Here is an 18287-nt window from a genome sequence, read left to right on the forward strand (position 1 = left end):
TCCTCCTCTCTTATCGGAACAAACCGTCTCCGCCAAGCCACTTGGCAAATCTGTCAGCAAGAAGCAGCAAGGCCATATTCACCAGGGAACGGAACAAGCTGACCGCTGTCGAGAATGAGAAATCGGTAGATGACTGGAACGTAATCCGATAGATATATACATCGAGTACTTCCGATACATTTTTGGTAGCGGCATTTGCCAAGTTGAAGATCTGGTCAAACCCGGAAGACATCAATCCACCAACCGAGAGAATAAACATGATTGTGATGGTTGGAAGGATGTTCGGTAAAGTAATTTTGAACATCTGTTGCATACGGGAAGCCCCGTCAATCTGTGCTGATTCATACTGATCCTGATCAATACCGGAAATGGCAGCCAGGAATATAATCGCGCCCCATCCACTTGATTTCCAAATATCAGTCAACAGCAACATTGGTACAAAGTTGGATTCGGACCCCAGGAAGTTAATCGTTGGCAATCCGAGTAATCCGAGCGCGCTATTTACCAGTCCGTCATATGCCAGCACATTGATGACTACCCCGGATACGATGATCCAGGACAGGAAGTGCGGGAACGTAAGAACGGTTTGGAATAATTTTTTCCCTCTGCGCATCCGCAATTCATTCAGCAACAGCGCCAGAATGATCGGGAATGGGAACTGAATAATCAGTTTCAGAATATTGATGTACAGCGTACGCCATACTGCGTCGATAAAGGTTGGATCACGGAAAACATATTTGAAGTTCTCGAATCCGCTCCATGGACTTCCCCAGATGCCCAGGTTGGCCTTGTAATCTTTGAATGCCAGAGACAGGCCACCCATCGGCATGTAGGCAAACAGAATTAGCCAGACAAGCCCCGGAATAAGCAGGGTGTATGTCATTCGGTGCTTCCAGATTTCAGTCCAGAGCGAATTGCCCTTCACGTTTCCCTTCAGCTTTTTGCTAGGTCCTTCGGCTGCAGGTTTCACATTGCATCTCCTCACTCTACTATGGTCTTGTCGTTGTACAGAAAATCAAACATCGTTCTCAGGTGGTGCTCCCAAAATTTCCATTCATGAGCCCCCGGCGTCTCCACATACCGAAAATCAAAGGCAGTCCCCTGCATGTATCTCGCATAGTCGCGATTCATCTCTACAAAGGGGTCACTATCGCCACAGCAACTGAGGATATCCGGTAAAGGAACACCCTGTTCCAGCAGCTTGGCCGACAGTGCGTAAATATCCTGATCGGCTTTCACCTGTAAACGTTCTCCAAAAACCGCTTTCATTTCCTTGATCATTGTCGCTGGCATATGGGGATCATGAAGCCGTGTCTGGATATCCGTTACGCCAGATAGAGACACTACTTTGCGATATCGCTCTGGATAAGTTAGTCCACATTTCAGTGCACCATATCCACCCATGGATAAACCTGCAACGTATGTTTTCTCCGGATCAGGATTCAGATTGAGCAGACGCTTGCATATTTCAGGTAACTCCTGAGTGATGTAGTGGAAGTAATTCAGGCCGTATTCCATATCGGTGTAATAGCTTCGATTCGCTTCCGGCATAATGATCGTACAGCCATATTGCTCTGCATACATCTCAATTGTGGTTAACCGTTGCCAGGTACTCGCATTATCGCCTGCCCCGTGCAACAGATATAGTGTACCGCCTGAAGTCTCTCCGGAGTCACTGGACACAACATGTATGCTGGTATTCATGCATAAGGTTGGCGATCCAGTTTCGATCGTTATATGTGCCATAAATGTAACCCCTCTCATCATCGCCTGCTGTCTTTACTCATTCGTTTCTCTGGCGTTGGATTGCAGGCTGTTGTAGATTCCCTTGTATTACGATGGGTTATCGAAACGATTTTCTCGAATCGTTTCAAAACATAGCCAACGTTGATTCACATGGACTTCATTACAACACTTTTAATGTGGAAGCGATTTCTTCGAATCGTTTCGAATAAATCATAAGCCCGATGAGTAAATCCTGTCAATAACCTTTTTACAAATTTCGCGTTTTTTTCTCGAAAAAATGCTCTTTTAAGTCTAAATTTGCGTCCAAAGACACTATTATTACGAAAAAATGAAAATTTAGTAAGTACTATTACAACTTTAATTGACACCAAACCAGGTTTATACTAACATGGGTTCTGATTTTGCATTCGAATTACGGAAACGTTTCACCAACCGATTTTACTCAGGTTTCACCTGATATTAGGGAGGTTAATATGTCTGAGCAACTCAAAGGTTTCATTCATACGATTACGGAGCAACAATTGAACGTTTTTTCCATTCGCATATTACAAAAAGGGCATCTGCTTGCCCATTGGGACCGGGATAAGGATCAGCGCAGAGTACAACATTCCATCAGTAAATCCTTCACGTGTATGGCCGTTGGTCTTGCGCTTGAAGAAGGTCTGATACATCTGGATGCGACACTTGGTGATTATTTCTCTTATGATCATGTCCCCACTGCACAGCGCAATCTCCCGTCGCCGCAGGAATTGAAACTGCGTGATCTTCTCCGAATGTCTTCGGGTCATGACTCTCCCCCTCTTTGGGCTGATGAACGAGCTTCATTGACCGAAAAGGACTGGGCGAAATATTATATGTCTCTGCCTCTGGACCGGGTACCTGGAGAACAATTTACATATAGCAGTGGGGATACATTTATGATCTCAGCCATGCTACAGGCTGCTACCGGCCAAACCGTGAAAGATTACCTGACTCCACGGTTATTTGATCCGCTTGGCATCCATGATGTAGAGTGGGAAACCTCTCCACTCGGCGTAACGCTTGGCTGTGCAGGTCTTTGGATAAGCAATGAGGAACTGAGTCGATTTGGACAGTTACTGTTGCAGGAGGGCTTTTGGGAAGGCAGACAGCTTGTACCTGCGGATTGGATTCGACAGGCTACGTCCCAGCAGATCGAAACGACTGGAGACGGTGATTGGGGAAAAGGTTACGGGTATCAGTTCTGGATGTGTTCCCATGATGCTTACCGCGCCGATGGGGCCTATGGTCAGTTGTGTATCGTAATTCCCTCAAAGGAAGCTGTCATATGTCTTAATAGTGAGGAAGAAAATATGCAAGGCATCCTGAATGCCGTGTGGAATGAGGTTTTACCCCTTTACACCCAGCATTAGTCTACGTATTTTATCTTTTTTTCAAATTGCAATTATGCCATTCAATTGAGAATAAAACAAAAAAAACGCCACGGGGTCAATGGACCCCATGACGTTATTTCTTATCCGTGTTGTGGAAGCTGAGTCATTTCATCTAAACATTGTGCGCATATGTAACGCTCTTTGAACTCGTTGACTTCCTCGATGGATCCGCAGAAAATACATTTTGGACGATATCTCTCCAAGATAATATGGTCCCCTTGTACTAAGATTTCTACAGGATCTCCCTCATTCATTTGATACCTTTTACGCAAAGATTTAGGCAATACGATCCTACCTAATTGGTCAACTTTGCGAACTACTCCAGCTGGCTTCATAGCTACGGCACACCTCTCCTATCTTACTCTAAATTTCTAGGTACATTTGTACTATGTTTATAGATTCGCCAAGATTTTGTCGAATCCTGCTGGAAATAAACATTTTTTGTCCTTTTTTTTGAAAAATGTTTTTTTTCCGAATTCTAGCCGTCATTTATAACCAAATTTTATCCTTCTAACCCCGGGAAATTGAGCTGGCGTAACGCTTCATATACAATAATTGCTGCCGAATTGGACAGATTTAATGATCTAACGTCACCAGTCATTGGCATTTTCATGCATGTATCGGGATTCGCAGCAATTAATTCAGGTGGCAGGCCTTTAGTCTCTTTACCAAAAACGAGGAAGTCCCCATCCTGAAAATTAAAATCACTATATCGGTTCTTGGCCTTCGTAGTTGCATAGAAGAAACGACCTTCCGGATATTTTTCCTGAACCTCAGCAAATGAGTCGTGGTATTCAATATGGACAGCATGCCAGTAATCCAGCCCTGCACGTTTCAATGTAGCATCATCTGTTCGAAATCCAAGTGGGCGTACGAGATGCAGATGGGTACCGGTTGCCGCACAAGTACGCGAAATATTGCCTGTGTTCGCCGGAATTTCTGGTTCAACCAGAACGATGTGTAAAGCCATATGTGTTCAATCTCCTTTTCATTTCATGTTGACGACAACCCTCTAATCTTAAAGAAAAGCCCTCCACACGTCAATGTGGAAGGCTCCCTATACTTAATTATCCATTTGTCTTCTGGAAGTGGCTCATGAAGTCTGTCAGTGCCTTAACACTCTCATAAGGAGCAGCATTATAAATGGAGGCACGGAGACCACCCACACTGCGATGTCCTTTCAAACCTACAAATCCTTCTTCCTCCGAAGCCTTGATGAACTTTTTCTCCAATTCTTCAGAAGCAAGACGGAAGGTTACATTCATGAGGGAACGATCTTCTTGTTCAACACAACCACGGTAGAAATCACCGGAAGCATCAATTGTGTTATAGAGCAATTCCGCTTTTTTCGTATTTTTTTGCTCAATACCAGCCAGTCCGCCCTGTTCTTCAATCCATTTCAATACTTCATTCACCATATAGACCGAGAAGGAAGGTGGCGTATTGTACAGGGAGTTGTTATCTACATGTGTGCTGTAACGAAGCATGGTTGGAATCGTTTTAGGCGATTCGCTCACCAGTTCCTCACGAGCAATTACAACCGTAATTCCGGATGGACCCAGGTTCTTCTGTGCACCTGCGTAGATCATGCCGAACTGATTAAGATCAAATGGTTTACAGAAAATATCACTCGACATGTCCGCAATCAGAGGTACTGAACCGGTATCCGGGAACGACTTGAATTGCGTACCTTCAATCGTTTCGTTGGAAGTCAGATGTACATAAGCCGTACGTTCTGGCAAACTCAGATTCGAAACATCCGGCAATTTCATGAACTTCTCTGCTTCTGAAGATGCAGCAACATGTGTCTCGCCGATCAACTTCGCTTCAGACAGAGCCTTCTTGGCCCAGCTGCCAGTCATCACGTAACTTGCAGTCTGCCCTGCACCGAGCAGGTTCATTGGCAACATCGCGAACTGAGTGCTTGCACCGCCCTGCAGAAAGAGAACCTTGTATCCTTTTGGATTGCCTAGAAGCGACAACAACCGCTCCTGAGCTTCATTATGTACAGACTCATACACCGCTCCACGGTGAGACATCTCCATAATCGACATGCCTGTATTACGAAAATCTACAAATTCCGCCTGTGCACGCTCAAGTACCTCAAGTGGTAACGCCGCAGGTCCTGCATTAAAGTTATACGCTCTTTTTGTCACAAAATCCCCCGCCCTTTCCATCCGTAACTCTGACATACAAACAGCATTTTGCACAATTCGATTAGAATCGCTCACGGGTATAAGAGTTGGACAGGAAGAAGCATCCTGATCCAACCAACGTATAGACAAATTGAATCATTTTGATCTATATCTTACTTATTGAAAGTCGCTCTATGGATTTGTGCAAAATGCACTCAAAGTAAATATTATCGCTATGATATCAGTATTCTCTATCTGCTTCAAGGGCAATATGCACTGAAGTGTTGAATTCAGGTCATCAAATTCCTTTATCACCCTGCAAAGTTAAAGCACTACATTGTTTAATTCAAGGAAAAGCCTCCGAGAGCGTGTCCCGGAGGCTTTAAGTTGGAACAAGAACTGTTCCGACCCCGACCGATTAGCAGTCGAAGTAGAGGCTGTACTCGTGCGGATGAATGCGGATCGCTACTGCTTTCGCTTCATCACGTTTGAGGTTGATGTAGTTATCAAGGAAGTCTTTCGTGAATACGCCGCCTTCAGTCAAGAACTCGTTGTCAGCTGCCAGAGCATCAAGTGCTTCTTCCAGGGAAGCTGGCACACTGCGGATGTTTTCTTTATCTGCATCAGACAGGTCATAGATGTTTTTATCGAGAGGACCATATCCAAGCTCAGTTGGGTTAATTTTGCGTTTGATTCCATCTAGACCCGCCATCAACATTGCGGAGAATGCCAAGTATGGGTTAGCTGTGGAGTCTGGTGTACGGAACTCGATACGACAACCTTTTGGTGTCACAGCTGCAACCGGAATACGAACTGCTGCGGAACGGTTACCTTTGGAGTAAACCAAGTTAACTGGTGCTTCGTAACCAGGTACAAGACGTTTGAATGAGTTTGTACTAGGGTTAGTCAAAGCAATCAGTGCCGGAGCATGGTACAGAATACCTCCGATGTAGTGCAGAGCCATTTCACTCAGGTTAGCATATCCCGCTTTGTCATAGAACAATGGGGAATCGCCATCAAAGATGGATTGGTGAACGTGCATTCCGCTACCATTATCACCGAACAATGGTTTTGGCATGAATGTTGCTACTTTGCCATATTGACGTGCAGTGTTGTGCACGATGTATTTGTATGCAAGCAGGTTATCTGCTGTTTTCTTCAGTGTATCAAAACGGAAATTGATTTCGGCTTGACCCGCTGTCGCCACTTCATGGTGATGACGCTCAATTGACAGGCCAGCTTCTTCCAAAAGGCGACACATTTCGCTACGAATATCTTGTTGTGTATCCACTGGTGCTACTGGAACATATCCGCCTTTAGTACGAACTTTGAAGCCCAGGTTTCCGCCTTCTTCCTGACGGTTGGTATTCCAAGAAGCTTCTTCTGAATCTACGAAGTAGGAAGAGCTGTTCGTGCCGCTCTCATAACGAACATCGTCGAAGATGAAGAACTCGGATTCAGGTGCGAAGAATGCTGTTGTACCTACGCCGCTTTCTTGCAGGAAAGCTTCTGCTTTAACAGCGATGCTGCGTGGGTCACGCTCATAACGCTCGCCATCCGGAGTGAAGATATCACACATAACATTCAATGTAGGGTGTGCAGTGAACGGATCGACATAAGTCGCTTCAGGGTCTGGCATCATAACCATATCGGACTCTTCAATTCCGCGGAAACCTTGGATAGAAGAACCGTCAAAAGCTACTCCATTTACGAACGTGTCTGCATCAACAGCCGAAGCTGGCAACGAGATGTGATGTGCACGACCAGCTAAATCTACAAAACGAAAATCTACCCACTCGATGTTGTTCTCTTGAATTGATTTCAATACGTTTTCAACCGACATGTATTCGTCCTCCCAAATATTCCGAACATTAAACAACCCCACTAAGAAAATGTCTAAATTCGAATTTTTTTCTGTCGTCATTATAAATTTTAAAACATGACATCGTCAATACTTATGTAAGGTATTTTTTGAAGGGATGTTAGATATACTCACACTTTATAAATAACATAAATTCATATAACAACTAGTTTTATATACATTTAACTGGTTTAATGCGGTAAAGCGACCCCTGTTTTAACCTAAATCATGGGAAAAACTTCACATCATAAATGTTTCTTATCACTATTGATTAATAAATACGTTCAAAACTGCAAAATATGCAAAAAACCGAGCATCTATCTGATTCCGTTGCAATGAACGAGATCAAAGGAGATGCCCGGATGATGATCCAGACCTTGACTATGAAATTCTTATTACACGCCTACACGTGCCGGGAAAAATTCTGCCGGTTGTTTGGCCGTACTGAATGATTTACCCACGATTGGTGCCAATTTCTCCAGATCCTGCAACAGGTTGGCGAATTGGTCAGGGAACAAGGATTGCACACCATCTCCTGTCATGGAGTTATCCGGATCGGTATGCATTTCAATGATCAGGCCATTGGCACCTGCAGCAACGGAAGCTTTTGTCATCGGTTCCACCAGTTCACGTCGTCCAGTACCATGGCTCGGATCGGAAATAACCGGCAAATGGCTCAGAGACTGCAGAACAGGGATCGCTGACAGATCCAACGTATTCCGTGTGTAGGATTCAAACGTACGAATACCACGTTCACACAGCATAACATTTGGGTTACCACCCGCAAGAATGTATTCAGCCGCATTCAACAATTCATCGTATGTCGCACTGAAACCACGTTTCAACAATACCGGCTTGCCACACTCACCCAATTTGCGGAGCAGGTCAAAGTTCTGCATGTTACGTGTACCTACTTGCAGAATATCTGCGTACTCGGCGCAAATATCCACATACTCGGGTGTCATGACTTCTGTAATGGTCAGCAGGTCATGTTTCTTCCCTGCTTCCGCCATCATGATCAATCCCTCTACGCCCGTTCCCTGGAAGCTGTAAGGACCCGTACGAGGCTTAAATGCTCCCCCACGTAACACTTGCCCACCAGCAGCTTTCACAAGCCCGGCAATCTCATCAATCTGTGCAGCGGATTCAACCGCACATGGTCCGCCCATGACAACAAGTTCTTTTCCGCCGATATCTACACCTTTGATGGAGATCACCGTATCTTCCGGATGGAAGTCGCGGCTTGCCAACTTGTAGGACTTCGAGATTTTAACGACATTCTCGACACCTTTCATTTGGCGAAGATGCTCTTGCATTTTAGGTTCAACTTTACCAATCAAACCAATGATAGTACGATCCTCTCCGCGAGAGATATGCACCTGAAGCCCTTCTTTTTCAATAACTGCAACGATATCCTGAATCTGTTCCTCCGGTGTAGCTTTGCCTGCAATAACGATCATATTAATTCCCATCCTTCCTTGTATGAGAGCACAATCATTTCTTAACGTGCGTCTGATTAAATATAAAAACTCTGTCGCGCTTAAACGCTTGTTCGCTTTTAAGCTTTTATCCGTTAAAGTGAATATACCATAGTTATCTGATTGCGTCAAGGTACACATTCCTTATCCATATACAAAAAAAAGAATCCTGCTCCACAGGCTCCGACATTCGGATATCTGCTTAACAGGATTCTTCTCATTCACATCTCATTTTTAATTCTCATACACTTAGACTTACTTTTACATTTCCTAAGGTGTACGTGTTTTTTCTCTAACTGGAGGCAACAGTTTGCTCATGTTCACGGTACGTTTGATCTCCCACGTCTCCGGCTTGTCATGTTCATACTGTTCCAGGTAAAGGATGACTTCTTTCGTGATCGGTGTTGGTGTTGATGCACCCGAAGTAACCGCCACCTTATTTACACCTTTCAGCCATTCTTGCTGAATCTCGGAAACATCAGATACACGGTAGGCCGTAACACCCGCAATCTCCTCCGACACTTGTGCCAGACGGTTAGAGTTATTGCTGCGAGGATCACCCACCACGATAACCAGGTCCGATTGACCTGCCTGTTCCGCGACAGCTTCCTGACGAACCTGAGTTGCGAGGCAAATCTCATTATGAATCTCAGCGCCTGGAAACTTCTCCAGCAGACGGCTCATAATGTGTTTGATATCCCACTGGCTCATCGTTGTCTGATTTGTAATAAGGATTTTGCCTGGAGATACGTTCAGCTCTTCGATCTCTTCTTCCTTCTCGATCAGATGAACGAGATCTGGTGCAACACCAACGGCACCTTCTGGTTCAGGGTGATTCTTTTTGCCGATATAGATGATCTGATAACCCTCTGCCGTCTTCTCCCGAATGAGATCATGGGTCTTGGTGACATCAGGGCATGTTGCATCCACTGTTGTCAATCCTTTGTCCCGTGCCAACTTGCGCACTTCAGGAGATACACCATGAGCTGTGAAAATAATCGTGCCACTCTCCACTTGGCTCAAAATATCCATCCGGTTCGGACCATCCAATGTAATAATACCTTCATCTTCAAAGGAATCCGTCACATGTTGGTTATGCACAATCATACCCAATATATAAATAGGTCGTGGTAAATCCAGATTGCGTGCCGCTTGACGCGCGAGCACCATCGCATCCACAACGCCGTAACAATATCCCCGCGGCGAAATTCGTAGTACTTCCACTTGGTTGCCACCCGCTTTCTTTCTCGGCAACGTTGCCGATGTAATTGCAGTCCTGTCTATTATACCTTTATTCGATAGGCGGAGCAAAGACAACCGGCAACCAGATAATAAAGGTGGTTCCTTCTCCACGTCTGGTCACAACCTCAACCGATCCATGGTGTTCCTCAATAATCCACTTCGCAATCGAAAGTCCCAGACCGATGCCCGGTGTAGCCCCGCGGGATTCATCTGCCCGATAGAAGCGATCAAAGATGAACGGCACTTCGTCCCGATCCATCCCAATACCGGTGTCGCTAATGCGTAGTCCCACCTGGCCCTTGTATAATACGGCATCCAGCGTCACAGAGCCTTCAGGTGTGTATTTAAACGCATTTTCGATGAAAATAAACAGCATCTGTTGCAGATAGTCCTTGCTACCATTCACATAAATGCCGTTCAGGATGGAAAAATCTCCTGGAAGCCAGTCTGCCTGACGATCCAGAAATTGTGCTCTGCGTGCTACTTCCTGTACGAGTATCTGCAGCGGGATCGGATTCAGTTCAATTTTCTGACCCGTATCCGCTCTCGCCAGCGATAACATGTCGCTGATCAGCCTGCTCATACGTTTTCCCTCGTCCGCCATATCTTCAATGGCTTCCAGCGACATTTGTTTGACGGTCTCCTCATCCAGATTCGGTCGGTCGGTCCCCTCCTGATCCCACAGCTTCTTCAGGAAGTCTACGTTCCCGCGTATGGTGGTCAGCGGCGTACGCAGTTCATGCGATGCATCGGATACAAAGCGGCGCTGGGCAGCATTCGTCTCCTCCAAACCGCGGAATGACAATTCTGTACGTTCAAGCATATTATTCACCGTTTCAATCAGACGCCCGATCTCATCCTTCGGCCCGGCATATTGAATACGTACACTTAAGTCATCTCCAGATTGAATCTGATTGGCGGCATCAATTACAGTCACGAGCGGACGCATCGACTTGCGAGCCAAGACGAGACCTGAGGTAATAGCCAATGCCATCGCTACCAGCCAGCCAAAAACCAAAATATTAAGCAACGCTTCCAGCAAGCGCTCCTGTGAACTTACATTCGCACCAACCTGAAGAATCCCACGTACTTCATTGGTTCCCTGAAGAGAAAGGGGAAGCTGATTCACCAGAAACGGTGTACCATCCACATAGATCTTGGATATGCCTCGGTCTTTAAGTATCTCATTGGCTTTTAATACCGGAAACTGAATCTGCAGTTTCTCCATATTACCCGAGATTCTGCCTGAGCGACTCTGATAATCCCAGAGTTGAATATAAATTTGTGCCTCCTGAAGCTGACTCTCTGTAAATGGGTCCAGATCCAACGACTGTGAAAGAGGATTAACACCAATCTGTTCCGTAATCCGGGTACTCTTCACCTTCAATTGCTGTTCGACTTCCTGATAGGAGTTAAAATAAACAAAGGCATAGATTACAACGCCCCAAAAGATAAGAACAGCCGCCAAAATGCCAGAATACCATGCGGTTAGTCTTAACCGGATGGACATATCAAGAGTCACCTCTCAGGATGTAGCCGGCTCCCCGGATGGTCTGGATTAGACGTTTGCCACCGTATTCTTCAGTCTTCTGTCTGAGCATGGCAATGTATACTTCAAGCACGTTAGACTCACCGCTGTAATCATAACCCCAGATTTTATCCATAATCAGATCACGGGACAGTACCCGTCTTGGATTTTGCATGAACAGATTCAACAGTTCGAATTCTTTGGCAGTCAGCTCCAGACGCTGCCCATCTCGCAATACTTCACGTGAGTCATTGTCCAAAATGATATCTTCATACATTAAGCGGTTGTCCGGCGTACCCGCACTATCTGACTTGCGGCGCAGCAATGCACGGACACGTGCCAATAATTCTTCCAGCGCAAAAGGTTTTACAAGGTAGTCATCGGCTCCTGTGTCCAGTCCGGTCACCCGGCTCTGTACTTCATCCTTGGCCGTCAGCATCAGCACAGGCACTTTACTGCCTGCTTCTCTCAATCTGCGACATACCTCAAATCCGTCAATCTGCGGCATCATCACATCCAGCACAACGATGTCCGGCTCCTTGTCCATCAGTTTGCTGAGGCCTTCAGCTCCATTGGAAGCCGTCTGTACCTCATATCCTTCAAAAGCCAGCCCCCGGCGGAGCATGGATACAATTTTTTCGTCATCATCCACAATCAAAATAGTTGAGCGCATGGTGGTCTTTCTCCTTTATCCTAACGTTTTATCCCATTGTAACAGGCAGAAGCACAATCTGCATCTTCAAGTAGGCGTCTCCAATCCGTCCTGGTCCATTGTAACCCTGCTTCATCAGGGCAAAAAAACGGAAGGGCCTTCAAACCCTTCCGTTGTGTTAATCCTCACCTTATATTTATGGTTGCTGCTGTTGTGTATCTGTTGTTTGTGAAGTATCAAAATCATTTTTATTGCCGATTTTGATTTTCAGATCCATTTTCTTACCGTCACGCACCACGTTTAATGTCACTTCACTGCCGATTTTCTGTTTCTTGATGAAATCAATCAGGTCTTGACTTGTCGCATAAGGCGTACCGTTGGCACCTGTGATGATATCATATGCACGAAGATCTGCTTGGTAAGCCGGTGATTGGAAGATCGTGCTGGCTACAACTGAACCTTCGGTAACGTCTGTTCCCATTTGTTTAGCAACTTCAGGCGTGAGAGCCATCAGAGACGCACCGATAAAGGGTACTGGCTCTTTGGGAACTTCTTTGTTCTCTTTAAGATATTTAACGGCTTCAGAGATGACGCTCGACGGGATTGCAAAACCAATACCCTGTGCATCTGCGCTTACTGCAACGTTCATTCCGATAACTTCCCCATTCAGGTTAAGCAACGGACCACCGGAGTTACCCGGATTAATCGAAGCATCGGTTTGCAGCAAATGGCTGTACTCACGTGTTTTTCCTGTTTCTTCATCTGGAATGCTGATCGTACGTTCTTTGGCACTCAGTACACCTGCTGTAACGGTGTGTTCAAATCCTTCAGGGTTACCAATAGCTACAAGCCATTCACCGACTTGAGTACTGTTGGAATCGCCCAGTGGAGCTACAGGGAACGCATCGTCACCACTGTTTTTCTCAATTTTCAATACAGCCAAATCCAGATCAAAGCTGCTTCCCAGCAATTTAGCTTCATAAGGTTTGCTGTTGTTCTCCAGCGTTACCTGGATTACATCTGCACCCTGAACAACGTGTTGATTCGTCAGGATATATCCTTCTTTGTCAAAAATGAACCCGGAACCAATGCCCATAGGTACAAGCTGATTACCGCTTTGTGGTTGCTGGCTTTGGCCTTGATTGCCTTCCGTTCCGCCGCCATTACCAAAGAAGTATTGGTACAGCGGATCACTTGTATTTGATCCACCCTGACCCAATCCTGTACGTGAGGACTGCTTCGCGAGTGTTTCGATTTTGACGACAGCCGGACTTGTACTTGTTACTACGGAAGACACATCTTCTTTGCCTGTTGGCAGTAACGACGCTGTGACATTGTTGCCTCCGCCTGTGTTTGTAGACGCTTCCTGTCCTGAACTTTGATTGTCCGTGTTCGTAAGTGCCGTCTCCGGTGTGAACATGTTTGTTCTATCAGCTGTGTACATGAGAACGGTGATGACCAGCATCCCGGCAATAAAGGAAAATAGAAGTGATCTTACGGAAGAACGTGGCTTGCGGTTATTATAGTTCCAGTTGCCTTTGCCGCCATTCCCTTGATCTCCACCGTTACCTGAGCCGTTTCCACCGCCTGATGATGATCTTTTCGCTTGTTCAGATGATTCACTATTATAGTAAGTAGGTACGGGTCTCACCGGATCAGGTTTTGTAATCTCTACATTTCCTTCTTCACGTTGATTATTGCTTCCCATGTGATTTGCTGTATCTTCCTGATTCACGGACTGAAAAGGTCCATAAGAATAATAATAGGAGGATTCGTCCGTTCCGGAAGAATTGCGGTTCTCCGTTTGTTTGGTTTCGTTTTCCTCGTCTTGACGGTTCGATCTATAGTTGCGTTCATCCATGCCTCTCTACCTCCCAATCTCTTATTCCCAAGAGATATTCTTTAACTGTCCTTATTTTGTACTTTAAACCTTAACCGTACCTTAAAAACAATTAAAAAGGAGATAAAAGCACGTAAGAATAGACTCTTTTCCCCGTCACGACAGCATTTTACCCTTTCGTTTTCACCCAACCCTGACGATGCGCATAGATGGCCAATTGTGTACGATCGTCCATCTCACATTTCATCAGCAGGTTGCTCACATGTGTTTTGACGGTTTTGATACTGATATGTAATTCTTCTCCGATATCTTTGTTGGTCTTTCCCTCTGCAATAAGCAGCAGCACTTCCTTCTCCCGTTCAGTCAGACCCGATTCACTCTCTCTCGCTGTACGTTGTCTGATTCCCCGGGTTAACGCCTGCGACACATCACCTGTCATAACAGGCATGCCTCTATAGGCCCCTTGCAGAGCATAGATCAGTTCTTCAGCAGAGACTGTCTTCAGTACATAACTTACCGCACCCGCTTCAATCGCTTGCACAACCAGATCATCCTCCAGGAAACTGGTGAGCATCACAATTTTCATCCCTGGAAATTCAGTCATGATGGCTTTTGTTGCTTCAGCGCCATTCATTACAGGCATCATCAGATCCATCAGGATCAGGTCCGGCATTTCACTATCATTTAACTTACGTAACTGATCAAGCGCATCCTGCCCATGGCCCGCTTCTCCCATCACATGAAAAGTAGGTTCCAGCATCAGATATGTTTTCAAGCCCATGCGCACCATATCATGGTCATCCACAATCATCACGTTTACTTTACCACTCATTGCGTCTCCCCCTCTGGTTCACTCAGGAACGTTCGGGAATTTCGGGATCAATACCCGTACCGTCGTTCCCGCTCCCGGTTTCGATATAATCTGAACTTGCCCCCCAAGCTTCTCCGCCCGTTCACGCATGGTAGATAACCCGTATGAACCCGGACGCTCCGCTTGCTGTAAAAATCCCTGACCATCATCGCTGATGCTCATGCTGATCTGATGTTCACTCTCCCGTATGGACAGACTAACCACTCCAGCCTCTGCATGCTTCACGACATTGGCAACTGCCTCCTGAATAACAAGAAACAGCTGGTGCTCAATGGCATCCGAGATTCCGCCATCCAGTTCCAGCTCTTTCACACCTTTAAGACCATTCTGCCTGCAATAATCAGGAAACCAACTATCCAGTGCTGCGGTGAGGTCACGCCCTTCCAGCTCCACCGGTCGAAGTTGGGCAATCAGTCCTCGCATCTGACGCTGTGCAATATGTGACATCTGTATTAACTGGTCCAGTACTTTACCGCCATGTTCCGGATTCATCTCCAGCAGTCGCGGTAAAGACGAAGCCGACATATGCATGGCAAACAGCTGCTGGCTAACCGTGTCATGGAGGTCCCTTGCCATTCGTTTGCGCTCTTCAAGCACAGCCCGCTCCGAGGCTTGCTCCTTCTCAATGACTTCCTGCTCACCGAGGCGCTGAAGCAGTCTCATCTTTTTCTCAATCGAATCCATCATGACATTGAACTCCTGATAGACACGACCAAACGAAGCGTCATCCGCTTCAGGCATGCGCACCGCCAGATTACCCTTGGATACTTTCAACATGTTGAGATCAAGCAGGTCGATCTTGCGTTGGAGTCGTAATGCAGCGATATATCCGGTGATAACGGTGGCCAGCACAACAACAGCAACATAGGTCCATGCCCGCTGACGACCAGCCCCCATCAACACCTCTCCATACAATAGATAGAATCCGCCCAGCGTAATCAGACCAGTTAGCGCAAAATACATCATCAGTTCCCATTTATTGGCCTTGAGAATTGTTCGAATCATGCATTAACCCACCTTATTCACTTTGACGTCTCCGATAAACACACTTACAATAATCCGTACTTTTTTGCTTGCTTCATGGTAATGGGCAGTTTCAGCCTGGGCACTACTCAGGAATCCGCCGCGTTTCTGGTTCAACAGTGACATATCTCCAATGAAGGAATTTGTCGTCACCGTCACACCCAGATCCATATCTTCCGGAACAAATACTTTCACATCCCCAATAAATGAAGAAATGACAATCTTCGTCTCCCCATAAGGAATCTGTGCCTTCGTCAAATCAATTACAGTATCTCCGATAAAAGCCGAGATGTTCATTGGTTTCAACGAGAACACTTCCTGCCCCATGTACAGATCACCGATGAACGCCGATTTGTTAATGGTATTGCCACTGCCATAATCCCCATAACCATTTCCGTAGCCATCATCATAATGTTTTCCATATCCGGTATCGTTAGAGTTATAGGATTGATGTTTCTTCTTATATTGATGCCCTTGTGATGATGAATCCGTTGATCCTGTGAAATGAGGGCCATGTGCATCGTTCTTCTGTTCCTGTTTTGGTTTGCCAAATGTTTTCTCGAACTGTTCGTCAAACGATGACGGCATCTCCAGATCCTCCGGATCTAACGGTTTATAAGGTTGCTCAGGTGCTGGAGGTGGCTGCATCTTGTCATGATGTTTCCGATCACGACGTCGTGGCCCGATCAGTACGAACAATCCTCCGCCAATCAGCATTACCGGGATCAGATAACGAATGAACTCCCCCATGGAGTAATCAATCCATCCCAGGTTACGGGCAAGAAAGTAACCGCCGATCGCCAGTACAATTACGGGTCCAATAAAGGCGTAACCCCCGTTGCGACGAATCTCGGATATTCCTTTGACCCCCCACCAGATTAGAAATAACGGCCAATATGTTCTGAAAATATATCCTACATCAATGTCATATCCCAATTGTCTGAACAAGATCATCGCACCAATAGCAATAAGAGGTATGCCAACCCACCAGCGGTCACGCGTCGATCGTTTCATCGCTCATGTCTCCTTTGTCTGTATTATGTATCCAGTGTAACTCAGACAAGACAATGAGAACAGCGGCGGCAGGTGGAATTCATCTCGGTCTCGAGACTGAGATCAGAGGATATTAATGTAAAAAACTTCGCATATGTAAAACACCCTGGAGCTGCTGCTCCAGGGTACTGAATCATCATTTGATTAATGAATCTTCAATTATTTTTTGTATTTTGATGCTTTGCCTTGACCTTGGCCAGTTTGGCCTGTGTTTTCTACACCGAACTCGGCATTGTATTTTTCATCAGGTGTTTGGAAATTATCTTGTACTTTGTTTTGAGCGGATTGCTTCACTTTTGCTGCTGCATTCTCTTCTCCAAACTCTGCATTGTACTTCTCGTTTGGCGTTTGGTACCCTTGTGATTTTTTAGCCACAACGAATCACCTCTCTCTTCATATTTACGATGCATTGCTGCACCGCGGGGTTCGTCCCCAGTCAGTATTATGTGGAGAGAGCACTTCAGTTATTCATGTGACCATGTGAAATTAAATGGCCTTGTCCAACCACGAATCCGGTACGGATTTGTACACATCGATTGCATCGGCCAACTCGCTGAGCATCTTTTCTGTGCATTTCCCAGCGCCTTGCCTGATCACCTGTACCTCCACATCCTTTTTGCCCCACTCTTTGTACACTTGCTTGGTTGTCGGGAAATACAGATCAATCTTATTACCTTTGATCGCCGAACCAGTATCTGCAACAATACCGTATCCATAGCCCGGAATATACAGAATGGAACCCATTGGGAACAACTTCGGATCAGCTGCAATCGTGGAAACTGTTTCTTTATCACGACGTACTTTGACACCAGAATACGTAATTCCGTATTGCGGGTGTTTGGGTCCTTTTCCTGTAGACTCCACTCCTGCTGTATATCCCGTTGCTGTAACCTTTTGTGTACCCAGGATTTGTTCTGAACGCGGAGCAAGTACCGGCATAGACGGATCTGCCACTTGTTTCTCTGGAAGCTCAGGTCTTGGGATGACCATCGGTTGCGGTGACCACAATAAAGCCATATACACCATGGTCGTCAGCTGGGCTTCATCGCTGTATTGATGGCTAACCTGTTCCGGAAATTCCTGAATAGGCTTGCTCGAAGTCTCAATAATCAGACCTTCACTGCTACTGTTGTGACTCTCCACATGCAGTACTGCACTTTCCTCTTCAAATGTATAGGCATCCGCCTGATTCAGGTTAACCATCATCCCGGCGAACATCACACAGCCAACCAATAAACCCCGTATATGTTCCTTTTGAATTGAGAATTGCTTTTTCATTGTATAACCTCCCCCTCACTGCAAAGGTTTTCCAAAAAGCAATTAATCTATACTTTTTACTGCAAACACTACGAAAAAACGCCTGAATAACATAGGTCAATCCCATGTCATTCAGGCGTTATGCAGAGTGATCAGTGCAAATATACACTGGTTATCTGATAGATCATT

17 protein-coding genes are annotated in these 18287 nt (G+C 45.7%); 1 reads left to right on the top strand and 16 read right to left on the bottom strand.

What is annotated here, in order from left to right:
* Window positions 1–10: 10 nt before the first annotated feature.
* Together PAEAM_RS26640 and PAEAM_RS26645 are read right to left on the bottom strand one after the other, a co-directional pair.
* Complete coding sequence (locus PAEAM_RS26640) at window positions 11–970, bottom strand: ABC transporter permease (RefSeq protein ID WP_017689585.1); 960 nt, start codon at window positions 968–970, stop codon at window positions 11–13.
* A gap of 11 nt (window positions 971–981) precedes the next feature.
* A complete protein-coding gene (locus tag PAEAM_RS26645) occupies window positions 982–1746 on the bottom strand; it encodes an alpha/beta hydrolase (protein WP_100529495.1) in 765 nt (254 codons plus the stop codon).
* A gap of 473 nt (window positions 1747–2219) precedes the next feature.
* On the opposite strand from PAEAM_RS26645, the gene PAEAM_RS26650 reads away from it, so the two are divergent.
* On the top strand, window positions 2220–3137 hold the full coding sequence (locus PAEAM_RS26650) for a serine hydrolase domain-containing protein (RefSeq protein ID WP_100529496.1): 918 nt from the start codon (window positions 2220–2222) through the stop codon (window positions 3135–3137).
* 101 nt (window positions 3138–3238) lie between these two features.
* On the opposite strand, the gene PAEAM_RS26655 is transcribed toward PAEAM_RS26650, so the two are convergent.
* From PAEAM_RS26655 to PAEAM_RS26720, 14 genes are all read right to left on the bottom strand, one after another.
* Complete coding sequence (locus tag PAEAM_RS26655) at window positions 3239–3493, bottom strand: AbrB/MazE/SpoVT family DNA-binding domain-containing protein (protein WP_036610032.1); 255 nt, start codon at window positions 3491–3493, stop codon at window positions 3239–3241.
* A 167-nt stretch (window positions 3494–3660) separates the two neighbouring features.
* Window positions 3661–4128: a tRNA (uridine(34)/cytosine(34)/5-carboxymethylaminomethyluridine(34)-2'-O)-methyltransferase TrmL gene (gene trmL, locus PAEAM_RS26660; protein WP_017689589.1), complete on the bottom strand. Its 468-nt coding sequence runs from the start codon at window positions 4126–4128 to the stop codon at window positions 3661–3663.
* A 97-nt stretch (window positions 4129–4225) separates the two neighbouring features.
* Complete coding sequence (gene serC, locus PAEAM_RS26665) at window positions 4226–5314, bottom strand: 3-phosphoserine/phosphohydroxythreonine transaminase (protein ID WP_074094319.1); 1089 nt, start codon at window positions 5312–5314, stop codon at window positions 4226–4228.
* Between the two features lie 397 nt (window positions 5315–5711).
* Window positions 5712–7136, bottom strand: a complete 1425-nt coding sequence (gene glnA / locus PAEAM_RS26670; RefSeq protein WP_036669830.1) for a type I glutamate--ammonia ligase — start codon at window positions 7134–7136, stop codon at window positions 5712–5714.
* 413 nt (window positions 7137–7549) lie between these two features.
* A complete protein-coding gene (aroF, locus tag PAEAM_RS26675) occupies window positions 7550–8614 on the bottom strand; it encodes a 3-deoxy-7-phosphoheptulonate synthase (protein WP_036610039.1) in 1065 nt (354 codons plus the stop codon).
* Between the two features lie 288 nt (window positions 8615–8902).
* Entirely contained in the window at window positions 8903–9856 is a 954-nt protein-coding gene (locus PAEAM_RS26680) for a 4-hydroxy-3-methylbut-2-enyl diphosphate reductase (protein ID WP_036669829.1), read from the bottom strand.
* A gap of 67 nt (window positions 9857–9923) precedes the next feature.
* Window positions 9924–11384, bottom strand: coding sequence for a sensor histidine kinase (locus tag PAEAM_RS26685; RefSeq protein ID WP_100529497.1), 1461 nt, complete (start codon window positions 11382–11384; stop codon window positions 9924–9926).
* Window position 11385: 1 nt separating this feature from the next.
* Entirely contained in the window at window positions 11386–12075 is a 690-nt protein-coding gene (locus tag PAEAM_RS26690; RefSeq protein ID WP_036610048.1) for a response regulator transcription factor, read from the bottom strand.
* Window positions 12076–12250: 175 nt separating this feature from the next.
* Window positions 12251–13915: a S1C family serine protease gene (locus tag PAEAM_RS26695; protein WP_100529498.1), complete on the bottom strand. Its 1665-nt coding sequence runs from the start codon at window positions 13913–13915 to the stop codon at window positions 12251–12253.
* A gap of 148 nt (window positions 13916–14063) precedes the next feature.
* A complete protein-coding gene (locus tag PAEAM_RS26700) occupies window positions 14064–14726 on the bottom strand; it encodes a response regulator (protein WP_017689597.1) in 663 nt (220 codons plus the stop codon).
* Between the two features lie 18 nt (window positions 14727–14744).
* Window positions 14745–15770, bottom strand: a complete 1026-nt coding sequence (locus PAEAM_RS26705) for a HAMP domain-containing sensor histidine kinase (RefSeq protein ID WP_036669825.1) — start codon at window positions 15768–15770, stop codon at window positions 14745–14747.
* 3 nt (window positions 15771–15773) lie between these two features.
* The gene (liaF, locus tag PAEAM_RS26710; RefSeq protein WP_100529499.1) at window positions 15774–16802 is read right to left on the bottom strand and encodes a cell wall-active antibiotics response protein LiaF; all 1029 of its coding nucleotides are present in this window, start codon (window positions 16800–16802) and stop codon (window positions 15774–15776) included.
* 198 nt (window positions 16803–17000) lie between these two features.
* A complete protein-coding gene (locus PAEAM_RS26715) occupies window positions 17001–17216 on the bottom strand; it encodes a hypothetical protein (protein WP_036610057.1) in 216 nt (71 codons plus the stop codon).
* A 111-nt stretch (window positions 17217–17327) separates the two neighbouring features.
* A complete protein-coding gene (locus tag PAEAM_RS26720; RefSeq protein WP_081595013.1) occupies window positions 17328–17867 on the bottom strand; it encodes a 3D domain-containing protein in 540 nt (179 codons plus the stop codon).
* Window positions 17868–18287: the final 420 nt, after the last annotated feature.

The sequence above is a fragment of the Paenibacillus sp. GM1FR genome (genome assembly GCF_002803315.1).
Taxonomy (GTDB): Bacteria; Bacillota; Bacilli; order Paenibacillales; family Paenibacillaceae; genus Paenibacillus; species Paenibacillus amylolyticus.

Bases quoted from the DNA above. Each gene is read 5' to 3' on its own strand.
- PAEAM_RS26695 (WP_100529498.1), bottom strand. From the start codon at position 13,915: ATGGATGAACGCAACTATAGATCGAACCGTCAAGACGAGGAAAACGAA.
- PAEAM_RS26645 (WP_100529495.1), bottom strand. From the start codon at position 1,746: ATGGCACATATAACGATCGAAACTGGATCGCCAACCTTATGCATGAAT.
- PAEAM_RS26700 (WP_017689597.1), bottom strand. From the start codon at position 14,726: ATGAGTGGTAAAGTAAACGTGATGATTGTGGATGACCATGATATGGTG.
- PAEAM_RS26705 (WP_036669825.1), bottom strand. From the start codon at position 15,770: ATGATTCGAACAATTCTCAAGGCCAATAAATGGGAACTGATGATGTAT.
- PAEAM_RS26685 (WP_100529497.1), bottom strand. From the start codon at position 11,384: ATGTCCATCCGGTTAAGACTAACCGCATGGTATTCTGGCATTTTGGCG.
- trmL (WP_017689589.1), bottom strand. From the start codon at position 4,128: ATGGCTTTACACATCGTTCTGGTTGAACCAGAAATTCCGGCGAACACA.
- PAEAM_RS26650 (WP_100529496.1), top strand. From the start codon at position 2,220: ATGTCTGAGCAACTCAAAGGTTTCATTCATACGATTACGGAGCAACAA.
- liaF (WP_100529499.1), bottom strand. From the start codon at position 16,802: ATGAAACGATCGACGCGTGACCGCTGGTGGGTTGGCATACCTCTTATT.
- glnA (WP_036669830.1), bottom strand. From the start codon at position 7,136: ATGTCGGTTGAAAACGTATTGAAATCAATTCAAGAGAACAACATCGAG.
- aroF (WP_036610039.1), bottom strand. From the start codon at position 8,614: ATGATCGTTATTGCAGGCAAAGCTACACCGGAGGAACAGATTCAGGAT.
- PAEAM_RS26720 (WP_081595013.1), bottom strand. From the start codon at position 17,867: ATGGTGTATATGGCTTTATTGTGGTCACCGCAACCGATGGTCATCCCA.
- PAEAM_RS26655 (WP_036610032.1), bottom strand. From the start codon at position 3,493: ATGAAGCCAGCTGGAGTAGTTCGCAAAGTTGACCAATTAGGTAGGATC.
- PAEAM_RS26690 (WP_036610048.1), bottom strand. From the start codon at position 12,075: ATGCGCTCAACTATTTTGATTGTGGATGATGACGAAAAAATTGTATCC.